A 16,109-nucleotide genomic window follows, 5' to 3' on the forward strand; every position below is an offset into this window, starting at 1 on the left:
TCGCACGATGACGTCGTCGGAGCTGCTTGCCCAGTACGGCCTCGACGGGATGCCCGTCGCGGTCGCACTGGTGTGCCTCTTCGGCATCGTCATGGCGCGGTCGCACCTCACGTACTGGGCTGGCCGCGGCGTCGAGCGCGGGGCTCGCCTCGAGGGTGAGCGGCGGCACGGCCCCGGCTGGTGGCAGCGGGTCGTCGACCGCACGGGTCGTCTGGCCTCGACGCCCTCAGCCCGTCGCGGAGTGGCCCTGGTGCACCGCTGGGGGTGGATCGCCGTCACCCTCGCGTACGTCACCGTCGGCATCCAGACCGCCGTGTTCGTCGGCGCCGGGATGCTGCGCATGCCCTACCTGCGCTTCACGCTCGCGTCCATCCCCGGGGCCGTGATGTGGGCGACCATCTGGGGCACCGTCGGTATCGGCGCGGTCTGGGGTGCGCTCACCCTCGCCGCCGGCTCCCCCTGGGGTCTGGCGGTGCTGGCCCTCCTCGTGATCGCGGTGGTGCTCGCCGTGGTCGTCGGCCGTCGCCGACGCAGCGAGCCGCACCTTGTCCACGCGGGTGCGCTCGCCGACGCCGAGAGGGCGCACGAGCACCCCCTGACCCGGGCCTGACCACCCGGGGCGGGACGCCGTCAGTCGGTGTGCGCCGCCGACACGCAGAACTGGTTGCCGTGGGGGTCGGCGAGGACAGTCCACGCGAACCCGTCCGGGAGCGTGTGGTCCGCCACCCTCGTCGCGCCGGACGCCACGAACGCCTCGACGGCGCGCGCCGGGTCGTCCGCGCCCAGGCCCACGTGCACCCTGTTCTTGCCCGGCGTGGGGTCGTCGACGCGCTGGAAGCCGAAGGCGGGCATCCCCGGGCCGGCGGGCAGCACCATGACGAACTCGTCGTCGTGGCCCTGGACCTCCCCACCGAGGTGTCCCGCCCACCAGGTCGCCAGGCCCGGCGCATCGTGCGTGTCGAAGGTCACCATGCTCACGGTGAGGTCCATGGGCCGACCGTAGCGGCGCCCCCCGACACCTCGATGCCTGATCGGGCACAACCCTGGACCGGACGAACCGGACACGGCATTCTCGACGCACGGCCCGGTCGACCCAGGGGGCACAGTGCTCGACGAGTCCGGCACCACGGTGGGTGCCCCTGCGCGCCCGCACCGCCCGGCGCTACCCGCCCGCCTCGTGCTCGGTGCGGCGTGCTGCGCGACAGGCGCCGCTCTGGTCGCGCACTTCCTGCTCGGCCTGCCGCTCATGGTGCTCGTGCTGACGACCGCCGTCCTCGCGGTGGCGGCGTGGGCCGTGGTGCTGCGCCGGCTCGACCCCGCGGTCCGCGCGGTCGTCGCGCGCCGCGCCCGGATCGGGTGCCTCGCGGGTGTGCCCGCCCTCGTGGCGTACGACCTGTCCCGGTGGCTGCTGGTCGAGGCGACGAGCTCGCCGATCCGGCCGTTCGAGGCGTGGCGGGCGTTCGGCGAGCTGCTCGGCGCGGGTGACCGTGCGGGCGACGCTGCGTTCGCCGCCGGATTCGCGTTCCACGTCGTCAACGGGCTCTCGTTCGCCACCGCCTTCGGGGTGGTGCTGGCACACCGCGGCGTGCTCGCCGGCATCGCGTGGGGGCTGCTGCTGGAGACCGCGATGGTGACCTTCTACCCCGGCTGGCTCGGGCTCAAGGCGCTCGAGGAGTTCGTCAGCATCACCGTGGTCGGGCACGTGGTGTACGGCGCGACGCTGGGTGGCCTCGCGCTGCGCGGCTGGCGGCGGTACGTCGCCGACGTGTCCGCGTGATCGAGCGCCTCGTGCAGCTCCAGTGGCTGCGGATCCCCCTGCTGGTGGCCCGACGCGTGCCCACTGCCGGGCTCGCGCTCGCCGACGGGCACCAGCTCGCCCGTTGGCCGCTGGTCGGTGCGCTCGCGTCACCGGGGGCGTTCGTCGTCGGTCTCAGCCTCGCCCTCCTGACCCGTGACGTCGCCTACACGTCGCACCTGCTCGTCGTCGGCGTCGTCGGCCTGCTCGGCACGGTCGGCGCGGCGCTGGGACTCTGGGCGACCGTCGGCCTGGGCGTCGGCCTGCTGCTCGTCGGGGACGACGTCGCGCCCTGGCTCTCGGGCGTCGCCTGGGTGTTCCAGGGTCTGCTGCCGCAGCTGCTGTCCTGGGTCGTCCTCGGCCTGCTGGCCGTGCTGGTGCCGCTGACCACCCAGGCCGCGCGTGCCGCGGTGCGCGCGAGCGCGCGCGTACCCGTGCGGCTGCGGGCGCCGGGCGAGCTGGCCGCGGCGGGACTGACGGCCGCGTTCGCCACCGCCGTGTGGTCGAGCGCCGCACCGCTGCTCATCCGCCCCCTCTTCGTCTGGGCCGGGTCGAGCCCGACCGTGGAGGCGATCGCCCCCCTCCAGGAGCGCGGGGTCTGGCTGGCGATCGTCCTCGGGCTGGCCGCCGTCGGGCGCGTCCTCCTCGACCGGCGCGCCCTCGTCGGGCCGACGGCACGCCTGTCCCAGGTGCTGGGGGCCGGGCTCGCGCAGCAGTCCCGGACCGTGCTGAGCGGGCGGACCCGCGCCGTGCTCGGGGCCGTGGGTCTCACGTTCCTGCTGTCAGGCCTCATCGGCAACGCCCTGGAGGCCGTCGTCGTGCTGGTCTTCTTCGCGGGACTCCTGCTGCTGCGGGACCGGCTGTCGGCACACCCCCCGGCGGTCGTCGCGCAGGTGCTGCGCGTCCCGCGGGCGGTGCGCGTCGGCGTCGGGCTGCTCTTGGGCTTCCTGGCGACGCGCGGCGTGCTCGGGTTCTTCTGGGTCCGCACCCAGACGTTCCTTCCGGTCCTCGTGGCGGCGTGCGTCGGCGCCGCCCTGGTCACGCTGCTGGGGATGCGGGCGGGACGCGATGCGACGCGTGGGCCGCTGCCCTCCCCCGCTCCGCGCGGGTTGCACGACGCACCACCCGGGGGGCCGGCATGACGACGACGGCCACCACTGCGGCCCCGCCCACCCCGGTTGCCGCGTCCACGCCCCTGCCACGGCCCGCCCGGCTCGTGCTCCGCCACCTCGCCGTCGCGGGGCTGACGGCAGCCGCGACCCTGCTCGACAGCCGCCCCGCGTACGCCGACAACTGCAGCGGCCTGAGCGACTGCTTCTTCACGCTGGCCGCGGCCCTGCTGATCACCGCGCTGCTCGCCCTGCTCATCGCCCTGCTCATCGGCACGGGCGGCGGTGGCGGGCTCGTGCTCGCGGGCTTCGGCTCGTTGGGCAACGCCGCCGCGCTGGCCGCCTGGTGGGCCAACGCGGCCGCTGCCGCAGCGGCCGCAGCAGCCGCGGCGGCGGCCGCGGGCACGGTCCTGGAGATGTCGTCCAACGGGACGCCGGGGAACAACCAGGCGCAGAACAAACAGTTCCGGGACGCCGTGCGCCAGGCGGAGAAGGACCTGGGGCGACGGCTCGACAAGGACGAGATCCGCCGGATCCACGACGAGATCACCGGCCAGAACATGGGCTTCCGGGAGATCATCGAGACGATCCTCGGGATGTTCGGTCGCTGACCGACGGCCCCGGTCCGACGAAGGGAACGGCACGTGACGCTCACACCGCAGGACGCCGAGCAGGCGTTCTCACCCGCCCGGGGTCGCCCGGCCTGGGGGACGCGCCTCGGCGTGGGCAGCTTCCTGACCGTCGAGCTCGGCGACGAGCGCCCCGCCACGGGTACGCCGGGGACCGGCGAGCCCCGGCCGCACGGCGAGTTCCACGTCTGGGTGTACTGCTCGGCGTGGCGGATCGAGACGCCGACGGCGGTGCTCGCGTCGTCGGAGGACGAACGCGACTCCCTGGCGGCCGCGGTGCGGGTGCTCGACGGCAAGGTCCTCGCCGGGGCACAGGTCGACACCCCGTCGCTGTCCCTCACCCTGACGTTCGAGGACGGCACGACGCTGCGCACCTTCTCGATCTTCACCGACGGCTACGAGCACTGGATGCTCTACCTGCCGCAGGGCGACGTGATCACCGCGGGCCCCGGCACCGCGGTGAGCCGCGGGACCTGACGGGGCCGCTCAGCCGATGGTCGGCGCGTCGACCGCCCCGCCGTACCGCCGGTCGCGCCGCGCGTACGTCTCGACGGCGCGCCACAGGTGCCGGCGGTCGACGTCGGGCCACGGCTCGTCGAGGAACACCAGCTCGGCGTACGCGGACTGCCACAGCATGAAGTTCGAGATCCGCTGCTCGCCCGACGACCGCACGAAGAGGTCGACGTCCGGCAGGTCCGGCTCGTCGAGGAACCGCTGGATCGTCTTCTCGTTCACCCGCTCCGGCTTGAGCCTGCCGGCCGCGACCTCACGGGCGATGGCCTGCGCGGCGTCGGCGATCTCGGCCCGACCGCCGTAGTTGACGCACATCGTCAGGGTGCAGGTCGAGTTGCCGGCGGTCTGCCGCTCCGCGGTCTCGAGCTCGTTGATCACGGACCGCCACAGGCGAGGGCGGCGGCCGGCCCACCGCACGCGCACGCCCCAGGAGTCCATGAGGTCGCGGCGTCGGCGCAGGACGTCACGGTTGAAGCCCATGAGGAACCGCACCTCCTCGGGCGAGCGCGACCAGTTCTCCGTCGAGAACGCGTACGCAGACACGTGCTGCACACCGATCTCGATCGCCCCGGCGACGACGTCCAGGAGCGACGCCTCTCCCGCACGGTGCCCCTCGACGCGCGGCAGGCCTCGCGCGTTGGCCCAGCGACCGTTGCCGTCCATCACGACCGCGACGTGCCGCGGCACGAGCTCCCGCGGGATCTGCGGCGGACGGGCGCCGGACGGGTGCGGGTAGGGCGGGACGGTCTCGCGTGGCACGTTGGACATGGTGCCACCCGGCGCGGTGCGTGCGGGCCGCGCCGGCGTCAGACGCGTTCCACCATCGGCAGTGAGCGCAGCCGCCGCTCCAGGTGGAACTGGCAGAACACCGCGACGAGCCCGTTGCCCTCCGCGCGGTGGCGCTCGGCGCTCGCGTCGGCCACGTCCCAGTCCCCCGACAGCAGGGCCGCGAGCAGCGCGAACGTCTCCGGCGCGGGCGCCGCAGCGCCCGGCGGACGGCACGCCCCGCACACCGCGCCTCCCACCGACGGCGCGAACGCGTGGTGCGGCCCCGGGGCCCCGCAGCGCGCGCACTCGGTGAAGCTCGGCGCCCACCCGGCGACGGCCAGCGCGCGCAGCAGGTACGAGTCGAGGACGAGCCCGGGCGCGTGCGCCCGCGTCGCCAGCGCCCGCACCGCACCGACCAGCAGCCGGTACTGCTGGACCGACGGCTCGCGCTCCGCCTCGACGAGCCGTTCGGCCGTCTCCAGCATCACCGTCCCGACGGTGTACAGCGCGTAGTCCTCGCAGACCTGACGACCGTAGGACCCGAGCGTCTCGACCTGGGTCACGACGTCGAGGTTGCGTCCCGTGCTCAGCTGCACGTCGATGTGCATGAACGGCTCGAGCCGCGACCCGAACCGCGACGTCGTGCGGCGCACGCCCTTGCCGACCGCGCGCACCTTGCCGTGCTCGCGCGTCAGGAGGGTGACGATGCGGTCGGCCTCCCCCAGCTTGTGGGTGCGCAGCACGATCGCCTCGTCGCGGTAGAGGCTCACGGGGCCATTGTCCCCCCGGTCGCCGGGACGGCCGGCCGCGGCGCGCGGGTGGCGCGCCGCGGCGGCCGTCTCAGCGCTCGTGGCGGTTGACCGCCGAGACGATCGCCTTGAGCGACGCCGTCGTGATCGAGGGATCGATGCCGACGCCCCACAGGATGTCGTCGCCGATGGCGCACTCGACGTAGGCGGCCGCCGTCGCGTCGCCGCCTGCCGACAGCGCGTGCTCGGCGTAGTCGAGCACCGCGACGTCGACCCCCGTCGTCCGCAGCGCGGCGACGAACGCGGCGACCGGGCCGTTGCCCGTGCCGCGCAGCATCTTCTCGACTCCCCGGTCCACGACGTCCACCTCGAGCGTGTCCTGCCCGCCCTCGGTGCTCGTGGCGCGCGTGCCGCGCAGCGCGAACCGGCCCCACGGCGCGAGCGGGCCACCTGGCGTCGCGGGCAGGTACTCGTCGCTGAAGATCGACCACAGCTCGTCGGCCGTGACCTCGGTGCCGTGCTGGTCCGTGTGCCGCTGCACGACCTGCGAGAACTCGATCTGCAGCCGACGCGGCAGGTCCAGGTCCTTCTCGGACTTGAGCAGGTAGGAGATCCCGCCCTTCCCGGACTGCGAGTTCACCCGGATGATCGCCTCGTACGAGCGACCGACGTCCTTGGGGTCGATGGGCAGGTAGGGCACGGCCCACTCGACGTCGCCGACACCGGTGCCCGCCGCGGCCGCGCGGACCTCGAGCGCGTCCAGCCCCTTCTTGATCGCGTCCTGGTGGGAGCCGGAGAACGCCGTGAACACGAGGTCGCCTCCGTAGGGGTGGCGCTCGTGCACCGGCATCTGGTTGCAGCGCTCGACGGTCCGACGGACGCGGTCGATGTCGGAGAAGTCGATCTGCGGGTCGATGCCCTGGCTGAACAGGTTGAGGCCCAGCGTGACCAGGTCCACGTTGCCGGTGCGCTCACCGTTGCCGAACAGGCAGCCCTCGATGCGGTCGGCACCCGCCAGGTAGCCCAGCTCGGCTGCCGCGACGGCGGTCCCCCGGTCGTTGTGAGGGTGCAGCGACAGGACGACCGACTCACGGTGATGCAGGTGGCGGCTCATCCACTCGATGGAGTCCGCGTAGACGTTGGGCGTCGCCATCTCGACCGTGGCCGGCAGGTTGATGATGACCGGCCGCTCGGGCGTCGGCTCCAGCACGTCGAGGACCGCGTTGCAGACCCGCACCGCGTACTCGAGCTCGGTGCCCGTGTACGACTCGGGGCTGTACTCGTAGAGGACCTCGGTGTCGGGGACGAGCTCCTCGTACTTCTTGCAGAACCGGGCCCCCGACACGGCGATGTCGGCGATCCCGTCCTCGTCGGACCGGAAGACGACCTCGCGCTGCAGCACGGAGGTGGAGTTGTACAGGTGCACGATCGCCTGCTTCGCGCCGGCGATGGCCTCGTACGTGCGCTCGATGAGGTGCTCGCGCGCCTGCGTCAGCACCTGGATGACGACGTCGTCCGGGATGCGACGCTCCTCGATGAGCATCCGGACGAAGTCGAAGTCGGTCTGCGACGCGGAGGGGAACCCGACCTCGATCTCCTTGTAGCCCATGTCGACCAGCAGCTCGAACATCTCGAGCTTGCGGGCGGGGCTCATCGGCTCGATCAGGGCCTGGTTGCCGTCGCGCAGGTCGACCGCGCACCACCGCGGCGCGCGGGTGATCCGCCGGTCGGGCCACGTGCGGTCCGGCAGGTCGACGCGGATCTGCTCGTGGAACGGGCGGTACCGGTGCGCCGGCATGCCCGAGGGCTGCTGCGGGTTGCGCTCGGCGGCCGGCGCGTCGGTGGTCCACGCGGGTGTGACGGGGCTCTGGCTGCTCATCGGGTGATCCTTCATCGCGGGTCTCGGCGGTGGCTCAGCCGGGCACGACACACTCCGCGACGAGGATCCGGCCTAGAGGGCCTCGTCGCGGCGACGAAGGAGCAGCGAGCGTGCGCGCACGCCCATGACCCTACCCCCCGCGCGCACGGCGCGCCTCCACCCTGCGCGGGCGGCTCGAGGGACGTCAGGCGAGGACGATCACCTCCGTGGACGTGCGGGCGACGACGCGTCCGTCGATCGCAGTGAGCTGGCGCAGGTCGGACGGCAGCTCGACCCGCCAGGCCTCGACACCGTCCCGCAGCCCGCGGGCGACGAGGTCGAACCCGTCGGCACCATCGGGCTCCGGCGCAAGCACGTGCAGACCGTCGGTCAGCGGGGCGATGTACTGCACCGCCACGAGCTCCTGCTCCCACAGCAGCCGCCCGTCCGCACCGTCCACGGCGCCCACGGACGCCTCACCCGCCATGACGACGACGCCGTGCGCCACGGCGACCGGAGACATGGAGGTCGGCAGCCGCCAGACGACGGTGCCGTCGTCCGCCCGCACGGCGACCGCCCGGTTGCCCACGTCGATCACGAGCGCGTCGACCGACGAGTCGCCCACCACAGGCCGGGGCAGGCCGGGGACCCTGGCCCGGACGGTGCCGTCGGCGTCACGCAGCGTCCCGCCGAACACGGCCTCCCACGTCGCGAAGCCGCCGTCGGGCAGACCGGCCACGAGGATCTGCTGGCCGGCCGGGCCCGCCTCCAGGACGACGCCCGTGCGGGCGTCGAGCACCGTGGTCGAGTTCGCCATGAGCGCGACCACGTCGCCGCCCGCCACGAGCTTGGGCACGGCACGGACCCCGCCGTTGTCGACCAGCGGCACCGGGGAGGTCCACGACCAGCGCACGGTGCCGTCGGTCCCGTCGCGGCGCTCGACGAGCACGTGCCGGTCGTTGAGCCCCGTCGCGACGACGACGTCGTCCTCGTGACGCTGGATTCCCAGGACGCTCCCCTCGACCTCCCACGCACCGCGCTGCGTGCCGTCCGCGCCGGCGAGCGCGACGACGTGCGTGGGCGGGACGTAGTTCGTCGACCCGCCGGGGGTCCCGTACACGACGTCCGGCTCCGTCCACGCGCACAGGAGGTGGCCTGAGCCGCCCTCACCCGCGACGCACGCGACGGCGACGGACTCGAAGCCCGAGCCGGCCTGGTCGACGACCGGCACCTCCCAGCGCGTCGTGCCCGTCGCAGGGTCCGACGAGCGCACGACCCATCGGCCGTCGGCTCCGCTGACCGTCACCAGCGCGCCCGCGGCGTCCAGCACCGGCGTCGGGCCGTCCGCGGCGGTCCGCCACCGCTCGACGGGCGGACGCTCGAGCGGCCGCACCACGCCGGGCAGGGCGGCGAAGACGTCGGCGCGCTCGCGCGCCGCCCGCTCCGTGACGCCGGTGGCGACGGCCGCGGCACCCACCACGACGGCGAGGGCACCGGCGCCCCAGGGCCACCAGCGGCGCTCAGCCCGGTGCGCGTCCGGGGCGTCGGGCCCGCCTGGACCGCCGGCGGCTGCGGCGTGGTCGCGCGCCGACCTGACGACCGCCGACGGACGGTCGTCCTCCTCGTCGAGCTCGACCGGCCGCATCCTCGGGGCCGGGCGCACGGCACCCATGGCCCGAGACTAGAACACCGGGGTACGCAGGGGCGGCCGGGCGGTCAGACCCACTGGACGAGCTGCCAGACGATGCCGTTGGGGTCGGCGAACTGGCAGAACCGCTCACCCCACGGCTCCGTCCCGGGAGGCGTGACGACCTGCGCACCGGCGGCGGCGATGCGCTCGTACTCGGCGTCCAGGTCCTCGACGACGAACGCGACCAGGAGGCCCTGCCCGGCCGGACCCGCGATCCGGTCGGGCTTGAAGCTGGGCAGGCCGACGCGCAGCAGCGTGAGGTTGAACCCGACGTCCGGGTGGCTGAGCGCGACGAAGCCGTCGGCGGACATCTCCTCGACGAAACCCAGGTGCGTGCGGGCGAACTCGGCCGAGGCGGCGACGTCGGGGACGTTGAGCGACACGGCGGATCCGGTGATGTGCATGTCGATCCTCTCGAAGTACCTTGTCCACCGTACAAGGTATCTCGGTGCCGACATGTTCCCCGCAGGAGGCCGAGTGTCACGCGAGCTGATCGACCTGCTGTGGCGGGACCACCCCGCGGCGCCCGCCTCCGGCACGCGGGGACCGCGCTCGAAGGTGTCGACGTCCCAGGTCGTCGACACCGCCACCGGCATCGCCGACCGCGACGGCCTGCCCGCAGTGACCGTGCGGCGGCTGGGCGTGACGCTCGGCATCGCGCCGAACGCCGTCTACACCCACGTCGGCTCCCGGGACGACCTGCTGGTGCTGATGGCCGACGCGATCCGCGCGGTCCGGCCCCGCCTGCCCCACCTCGACGGGACGTGGCAGGCGCGCGTCCGGGCCGTCGCGCAGGACGAGCTCGCGCTGTACGCCGCCCACCCCTGGCTCCTCGACGTGACGGACCCGCGCACCGCCTTCGGACCCGGCACGATCGCCACCTACGACCACCAGCTGCACGCTCTGGACGGCACCGGGCTGGACGACGTCGAGCGCGACGCAGCCCTCGCCTTCGTCGGCGACTTCGTCCGCGCCTCCGCACGCTCGTTCCTCCCGGACCCGCACTCCGCGCAGATCGCCACGGTGTGGTCGGCGTGGCAGGGCCGGCTCACCGACTACGTCGGGGACCGGTTCCCGCTCGCGCGACGCGTCGGAGCCGCAGCCGGCGCCGCCATGAACGCGCCCTCCAGCGCCGAGCACACCTGGCGGTTCGGTCTCGACCGCGTCCTCGACGCGCTCGCGGCCCTCGTGAGCGCCGCGGGCTCCAGGTCCGGCACCGACGGGCTCCCCGGCGCCTAGACCGAGGTCCTGCGTCCACCCACGACGGGCATCGCGACGACCCGCAGCGAGCTGTCGCCGAACATCACGACGGCCCCCTCGCGCAGCCGCACCGGGTGGTCGACCGGGCACACGACCTGCGCCCCGTCCGGCAGCGTCACCAGGGTGCCGTTGGTCGAGCCGCGGTCCACCACCCACGCCCCGCCGGCCGCGTCGACCGCGAGCTGCAGGTGGGTCTTGGAGACCGAGCGGGCCGGGTCGACGACGCGCACGACCTGCACACCCGGCCCCTGCGACGGGTTGCGCCCGACCAGGGCCAGACGCTCGACCGTGAGCACGCGACCGTCGTCGAACGCGACGCGCAGCCCCGCGGTCCCGCCGGGGCGCTGCTCCGGCAGGACGTCCGTCCGGGGCGGGGCCGGACGCGTCATCTCGAGCTCGGGCGCCAACCCGAACGCCAGCGTCGGCGCCGCCCGAACGGCAGGGATCGCACGGGTGTCGAGGTCGGGGGCCGAGCGCTGCGGGTGCAGGGGCGCGAGGACCAGCCCTCGCCCGTCGGGTGCGGGCGCGCCAGGCGCAGCCGGCGAAGGCGCCGCGAGGACGCCCGACGCACCCGTGGGCGGCTCGGCGGGCGCGCGGAACGGTGCGTCGTCGACCTCGGGCGACCGCGTCGCCTCGGCAGCGCGGGCCGGACGCCGGGCCGTGTCCGCTCGGACGGTGCGGCTCGTCGCGTCGTGCCCACGGGCCTGGGGCGACGGCGCGACCCGCAGCACCTCCGCGTCGACCGCCCGGTCGTGCCAGCCGCGCCGCCGGCCCGTCCGGTCGAGCAGCGGGGACAGCAGCACCACGAGCTGCCCGACCGCGCAGGCCAGGGCGCCGACGGCCACGACGAGCCCGCGGACGAGCACGCGGCCGGCGCCGATCGGCCGGCGGGTGTGCACGTCGACCGTCCGCACGCCGAGCAGCCGCCGACCGAGGGTCCAGCCGAGGCGTCCGTGAACCAGCCACTGCGCGATCGTGACGGCCGCCGCCAGCACCACCGCGGCGCCCAGCAGGGGCGCCGGGGCGGCGGGGGCGTCCGCAGCCACGGCACCGTCCCGCACGGCGGCGGCGACGCGCAGTGCGGCGACGAGCACCACCGCGCCTCCGAGCGCCATCACGACCACCTGGTCGACGAGCACGGCGACGAACCGCCGCCCCAGGCCCGCCGGCCGGTCGTCCAGGGCGGTCACGGGTCGGCTGGTCATCGTTCACCTCGGCGGTCGGAGCGGGTTCGGCGTGGACGTCGTCCGGGAGCGGCGTCGCTCGACGCCACGAGCGCCGTCTGCCGCCGTGTCGGGCGCGGTGACGAGCGTCGCAGCGACGCGAGCGACGCACGGCTCCGGACGCGTCGGCGCCACGGCAGGGTCCGGCGCAGCGCACCGACGGTCGCGTCCACGTCGGCCCAGTACGCCTCGACCTCCGACCGGTCGGGTGCCCCGGCGCCGAAGACCGCACGGTCGGCGCGCCGCGCGAGCGCGTCGACACGGGCCGCGACCGCCGGGTGCCGGGCCGTGACCGTCGTGGCCCACGCGCGGGCGGTCTCGCGACGCGTCGCCGCCACCGGCGGGACGCCCCCCATGTCGCGGGCGGTGTCCACGACCTCGTCCCAGCCGCCGGCGACCCGCCGCACCGGATCGGCTGCCCGCCGCCGCCGTCGGCGCCGTCGTGCCTTGAGCGCGATCACCACGAGCAGCGGTGACAGCAGCACGAGGACCCCGGCGAGGCCGACGCCCGTCCAGGCCGCGATGCGCAGCCACAGCGCGAGCCCGGAGTCGTCCGCGGGCGGGTCCTCCGTCTGGGGCTGCTCGGTGTCGTCGTCGGGCGGCGTGACACGGTCCGGCGGGAGCGCGGGCGGCTGCACGACCTGCGGCTGCGGGTCGGTGTCGGTCTCCTCCTGCTCCTGCTCGGGCGTGCGCGAGCGCGGCGGGGTCACGTCGAACGTCACCCAACCGTGGCCGGCGAAGGCGACCTCGACCCACGCCTGCACGTCGCGCCCGCGGATCTCGACGGCGCCGTCCTCGTCGGTCGGCACGGTCACGTCGCCCTCCCCCTCGAGGTCGTCGCCCGAGCCCGGGACGAAACCGAGCACGACGCGCGCCGGCAGGCCCCTCTCGCGGATCATCAGGGCAGCCGACGCCGCGTACTGCTCGCCGTCACCGACCATCACGTCCCCGGCGAGGAGCTCGGCGAGCCGGGCGGCACCGTGGCCCGACAGCGACGGGTAGTCCCCGGCGTCCGTCAGGCCGTGGCTGAAGTAGCCCTGCTGGCTCAGGTGGTCGGCGATGGCGCGCGCGGCCTGGACGTGGGTCCCGGCGTCGCGCGCGATGTCCGCCGCCGCGACGTCGACGGCCGGGGGCTCACCGCTGTTCGGCGGCTGCGACACCCGCCCGGGCGCCGCTCCCCCGATCTCGTCGTCCTCCGGCACCGCGGGCACCACGACGTCGAGGGAGTACGTCATCCCCTGACGGACTCCCGAGGTGACCACCGCCGCACCCGTCGCGTCGTTGAACCGCAGGTCCCCGGTCGCGCGTCCCAGGTCCACCGACCGCGCGTAACCCACGGTCGGCAGCCAGACGCCCTGCAGCGCACCGACCGTGACGTCCACGCGCGCCGCCTCGCCGCGCACCGGGACGTCGATGGTGTCGCCGACGCGCCGGAACTCCCCCGACGCCTGCGCGGAGCCGTCGCCGGCCACGTTGAACACCACGCCGTCGTACTGGTCGAACGTCGCGAGCCGCACGCGTGCTCCGCGCGGCAGGCCGTCGACCGTCAGCAGGACCGTGTCGTCCATCTTGACGAGGCGCCGGAACGACGCGAGCGGGCTCGGGTAGTCGCGCGGGTCGAAGGGCGGGACGATCTCGTCGCGGACGACGAAGCGCGGCTGGTCCGCGACGACCAGCGGACCGCCGACGAGACCACCGGTCGCCGCCACCGCGACCAGGGCAGCCGTCGCGACGACGCGACGGGGACGCCACGCACCGGTCCGCCACGCGGCCCACGTCAGACCCGTCACCGCCAGGACGGTGCCCGCGACAGCCGGCGGCACCGGCGGCTGCCGGGTCCCCAGCACGACGGCGGCGACGAGGACCAGGAGCGGGACGAGCGCCGCGAGCGAGGCGACCGCCGACCGGCGCACGCGCAGCGTCAGGGTGAGCGCCGCCGCCGTCCCGACGAGCGCGAGCAGGAAGGCGGCGACCAGCAGCGTCCCACCCGTTCCCACGGGCGGCTGCAGCGTGAGGACCTGCTTCCAGGTCGACGCCGCTCCCCGGGCGAGGGCGGCGAACGTCGCGGGCGTGGGCACCACCCCCGCCACGGTGGTCGTCGGCGCCGCGAGCGCACCCCCGGCCAGCGCGTACACGGCCACCAGCAGCGCGACGACGACGATGGCGGACCACCTGCGCAGCGCGCCGACGACGGTCACCGCGGCCCCGAGCACGATCCCGCCGACGAGCGCCGGCACGACGGCCGTCGTGCCGTACACCGGCAGGAGCGGCGTGAGCGCGAGCGCCACGGTGGCCGGCAGCACGGCGACGTCACGCACGGCGTCCGCGGGCTCCCGCACCCCGATGCGCTGCCCCGGCCTCATCCGACCACCCGGCGCAGGGCACGCGGCAGGTCGTCCAGGCGTCCGAGGGTCCCGAGGGTCAACGCCCCCTGGGTGCGCACGGAGACGTCCTGACCCAGCGCGCACCGCAGCACGACCGCGCGGGTGCCGGCCGACAGAGCGCGCGCGCCCAGGCGCAGGTCGGCGTCCGACGGCGTCCCCCCGGTGATGAGGAACGCGACGGACGCGTCGGGCGTCTCACGCACGACACGGCGGCCCAGGAGCACGACGCCGGCACCGGCCGGCGACCAGGACAGGCGTGAGCAGTCGTCGAGGAGCAGCGGAGGCGTCGCGGTCCGCAGGCGGCCGGCGCCGGCGAGGAGCTCCACGTCGCGCTCGTCGCGGATGGCCTGCACCGCGATCGACGCGGCGACCGAGACCGCGAGCTCCAGCTCGTCGGGGTGCGCGTAGTCACCCACCGCCGTGGCGAGCGCGATCGACGTGAGCGTGCGACGCGTGTCCTCGAACTGCTTGACCATGAGCTTGCCGCGACGGGCGGTGGTGCGCCAGTGGATGTACCGGCGGTCGTCCCCGGCGACGTAGTCGCGCAACGCGTGGAAGTTGAGGTCCGAGTCCGACAGGTCACGTGTGGCCTGCCCCTCGAGGTCCCGCAGCAGGCCGGCGTTCGCGCCACCCAGCGCGACGACCTCCGGGTGGACGAACAGCTCGGCCGGCTCGGTCCAGCGCAACCGGCGCTGGAGCAGGCCCAGCGGGTCCCCGCGACGCGAGACGACGGGGCCGACGACGATCACGGCGCGGCGGTCGGTCGGGACCGCGAACAGGTCGTCGTGCGTCCCACCCGCCGGCAGGCTCGGGACGGACAGCTCGACGACGCGGTCCCCGACCGGCAGGTCGACCTGCGACGGCAGCGACCGGCGCCTGGCGGCGTTGCGCACGTCGACGCGGCCTACGGCGCGCTGCCCGATGCGCACGCGGTGGTCCGCCAGGTCGAGCACGACCCGGTACCGGGTCCGACCGGCGGTCATGACCAGGGACGCGACGAGCACGCCGAGCAGCGCCACGCCGAGCGCGGCGAGCTCGCCCCAGCCGAGCAGGCGCCCCGCCCCCAGGGCGAGGAGCGCCACGACGGCCACCCCCCACCCGAGGGGCGCGACGCGCAGACCCATGGCTCAGCCCTGCCGCAGGGCCGGCGGCGCGACCTGGGAGAGCACCCGGGCGACGACCTCGGTCGCCGTCACACCCGCGAACTCGGCCTCGGAGTCGAGCACGAGCCGGTGCGCGAGCACGGCCTGCCCCAGCACCTTGATGTCGTCCGGGAGGACGTAGTCGCGCCCGTCGGCGGCGGCCGCCACCTTGGCGCACCGCACGAGCGCCAGCCCGCCGCGGATGCTCGCCCCGAGCGACGTCTGCGGGTCGTCGCGCGTGGCCTCGAGCAGCCGGGCGACGTAGTCGAGCACGGCCGCGTCGACGTGGACCGTCAGCGCGAGGTCGGCCATCGTCCCCACGGCCTGCGTCGTGATGCGCGGACGCAGCGCCGCCGTGCGGTCCTTGAGTCCCGCGAGGATCTCGACCGACGAGGCGCGGTCCGGGTAGCCGAGCGACGTCTTGAGCAGGAACCGGTCCAGCTGGGCCTCGGGGAGCCGGTACGTGCCGGCCTGCTCGATGGGGTTCTGCGTCGCGATGACCATGAACGGACGACCGACCGGGTGGGTGACCCCGTCGACCGTCACGTTCGCCTCCTCCATGACCTCGAGCAGCGCCGCCTGCGTCTTGGGCGACGCACGGTTGATCTCGTCAGCCAGGACGACCGACGCGAAGATCGGGCCGGGGTGGAACTCGAACCGCTGGGACGACTGGTCGTAGATCGTCACGCCGGTGACGTCCGACGGCAGCAGGTCGGGCGTGAACTGGATGCGGTGGTGCGAACCCTGCACGGTCGCCGAGATCGCCTTGGCCAGCGACGTCTTGCCGGTGCCCGGCGCGTCCTCGAGCAGCACGTGCCCGTCCGCGAGCATCGCGATCAGCACGAGGCGGACGGTCTCCTCCTTGCCGAGCAGCGCCTGCCCGACGTTGGCCACCAGGGCGTCGAACGTCTCGGCGAACCAGGTGGTCTGCTCGGGGGTCATGTGCGAGGGCTCCTCGGGACGGGCGTGCGGGACAGGAGGACGACGGG

16 protein-coding genes are annotated in these 16,109 nt (G+C 74.8%); 6 read left to right on the forward strand and 10 right to left on the reverse strand.

The window, feature by feature from the left end:
• Nucleotides 1–7: 7 nt before the first annotated feature.
• The gene (locus NP048_RS11095) at nt 8–610 is read left to right on the forward strand and encodes a DedA family protein (protein WP_227575665.1); all 603 of its coding nucleotides are present in this window, start codon (nt 8–10) and stop codon (nt 608–610) included.
• A gap of 20 nt (nt 611–630) precedes the next feature.
• On the opposite strand, the gene NP048_RS11100 is transcribed toward NP048_RS11095, so the two are convergent.
• Nucleotides 631–990 (reverse strand): VOC family protein, encoded by a 360-nt coding sequence (locus NP048_RS11100; protein WP_227575666.1) that lies wholly within the window; start codon nt 988–990, stop codon nt 631–633.
• A gap of 115 nt (nt 991–1,105) precedes the next feature.
• Between NP048_RS11100 and NP048_RS11105 the strand changes: the two genes are divergently transcribed.
• The 4 genes from NP048_RS11105 to NP048_RS11120 are packed head-to-tail and all read left to right on the forward strand — an operon-like array spanning nt 1,106 to nt 4,010.
• Entirely contained in the window at nt 1,106–1,777 is a 672-nt protein-coding gene (locus NP048_RS11105) for a DUF6789 family protein (protein WP_227575667.1), read from the forward strand.
• Nucleotides 1,774–2,937 (forward strand): hypothetical protein, encoded by a 1,164-nt coding sequence (locus tag NP048_RS11110; RefSeq protein ID WP_227575668.1) that lies wholly within the window; start codon nt 1,774–1,776, stop codon nt 2,935–2,937. Before NP048_RS11105 ends, NP048_RS11110 begins: the two co-directional genes overlap by 4 nt.
• A complete protein-coding gene (locus tag NP048_RS11115; RefSeq protein WP_227575669.1) occupies nt 2,934–3,515 on the forward strand; it encodes a hypothetical protein in 582 nt (193 codons plus the stop codon). Before NP048_RS11110 ends, NP048_RS11115 begins: the two co-directional genes overlap by 4 nt.
• A 33-nt stretch (nt 3,516–3,548) precedes the next feature.
• Nucleotides 3,549–4,010, forward strand: a complete 462-nt coding sequence (locus NP048_RS11120; protein WP_227575670.1) for a hypothetical protein — start codon at nt 3,549–3,551, stop codon at nt 4,008–4,010.
• Nucleotides 4,011–4,019: 9 nt separating this feature from the next.
• Here the strand turns inward: NP048_RS11120 and NP048_RS11125 are convergent, their stop codons facing one another.
• The 5 genes from NP048_RS11125 to NP048_RS11145 form a co-directional block, all read right to left on the reverse strand.
• Nucleotides 4,020–4,814 (reverse strand): isoprenyl transferase, encoded by a 795-nt coding sequence (locus NP048_RS11125; protein ID WP_227575671.1) that lies wholly within the window; start codon nt 4,812–4,814, stop codon nt 4,020–4,022.
• Nucleotides 4,815–4,852: 38 nt separating this feature from the next.
• Nucleotides 4,853–5,584, reverse strand: coding sequence for a DNA repair protein RecO (gene recO / locus NP048_RS11130; RefSeq protein WP_227575672.1), 732 nt, complete (start codon nt 5,582–5,584; stop codon nt 4,853–4,855).
• Between the two features lie 70 nt (nt 5,585–5,654).
• Nucleotides 5,655–7,442 carry a 2-isopropylmalate synthase gene (gene leuA / locus NP048_RS11135; RefSeq protein WP_227575673.1) on the reverse strand — a complete coding sequence of 596 codons (1,788 nt, stop codon included), beginning with the start codon at nt 7,440–7,442 and terminating at the stop codon, nt 5,655–5,657.
• A gap of 184 nt (nt 7,443–7,626) precedes the next feature.
• On the reverse strand, nt 7,627–9,093 hold the full coding sequence (locus NP048_RS11140) for an outer membrane protein assembly factor BamB family protein (protein ID WP_227575674.1): 1,467 nt from the start codon (nt 9,091–9,093) through the stop codon (nt 7,627–7,629).
• Nucleotides 9,094–9,137: 44 nt separating this feature from the next.
• Complete coding sequence (locus NP048_RS11145) at nt 9,138–9,515, reverse strand: VOC family protein (protein ID WP_227575675.1); 378 nt, start codon at nt 9,513–9,515, stop codon at nt 9,138–9,140.
• A 73-nt stretch (nt 9,516–9,588) separates the two neighbouring features.
• Here NP048_RS11145 and NP048_RS11150 point away from each other — a divergent pair, with 73 nt between their 5' ends.
• Nucleotides 9,589–10,350 (forward strand): TetR/AcrR family transcriptional regulator, encoded by a 762-nt coding sequence (locus NP048_RS11150; RefSeq protein ID WP_227575676.1) that lies wholly within the window; start codon nt 9,589–9,591, stop codon nt 10,348–10,350.
• Here the strand turns inward: NP048_RS11150 and NP048_RS11155 are convergent.
• Genes NP048_RS11155 through NP048_RS11170 form a run of 4 tightly spaced genes read right to left on the reverse strand, consistent with a single transcriptional unit; the run spans nt 10,347 to nt 16,062 of the window.
• Complete coding sequence (locus NP048_RS11155) at nt 10,347–11,576, reverse strand: RDD family protein (RefSeq protein ID WP_227575677.1); 1,230 nt, start codon at nt 11,574–11,576, stop codon at nt 10,347–10,349. The genes NP048_RS11150 and NP048_RS11155 overlap by 4 nt on opposite strands.
• A complete protein-coding gene (locus tag NP048_RS11160; RefSeq protein ID WP_227575678.1) occupies nt 11,573–13,957 on the reverse strand; it encodes a transglutaminase-like domain-containing protein in 2,385 nt (794 codons plus the stop codon). The genes NP048_RS11155 and NP048_RS11160 overlap by 4 nt, the downstream gene beginning before the upstream one ends.
• On the reverse strand, nt 13,954–15,102 hold the full coding sequence (locus NP048_RS11165; protein ID WP_227575679.1) for a DUF58 domain-containing protein: 1,149 nt from the start codon (nt 15,100–15,102) through the stop codon (nt 13,954–13,956). The genes NP048_RS11160 and NP048_RS11165 overlap by 4 nt, the downstream gene beginning before the upstream one ends.
• A gap of 3 nt (nt 15,103–15,105) precedes the next feature.
• On the reverse strand, nt 15,106–16,062 hold the full coding sequence (locus NP048_RS11170; protein ID WP_227575680.1) for an AAA family ATPase: 957 nt from the start codon (nt 16,060–16,062) through the stop codon (nt 15,106–15,108).
• Between the last annotated feature and the right edge of the window lie 47 nt (nt 16,063–16,109).

Source organism: Cellulomonas xiejunii (assembly GCF_024508315.1).
In the GTDB taxonomy this organism is placed as follows: Bacteria; Actinomycetota; Actinomycetes; order Actinomycetales; family Cellulomonadaceae; genus Cellulomonas; species Cellulomonas xiejunii.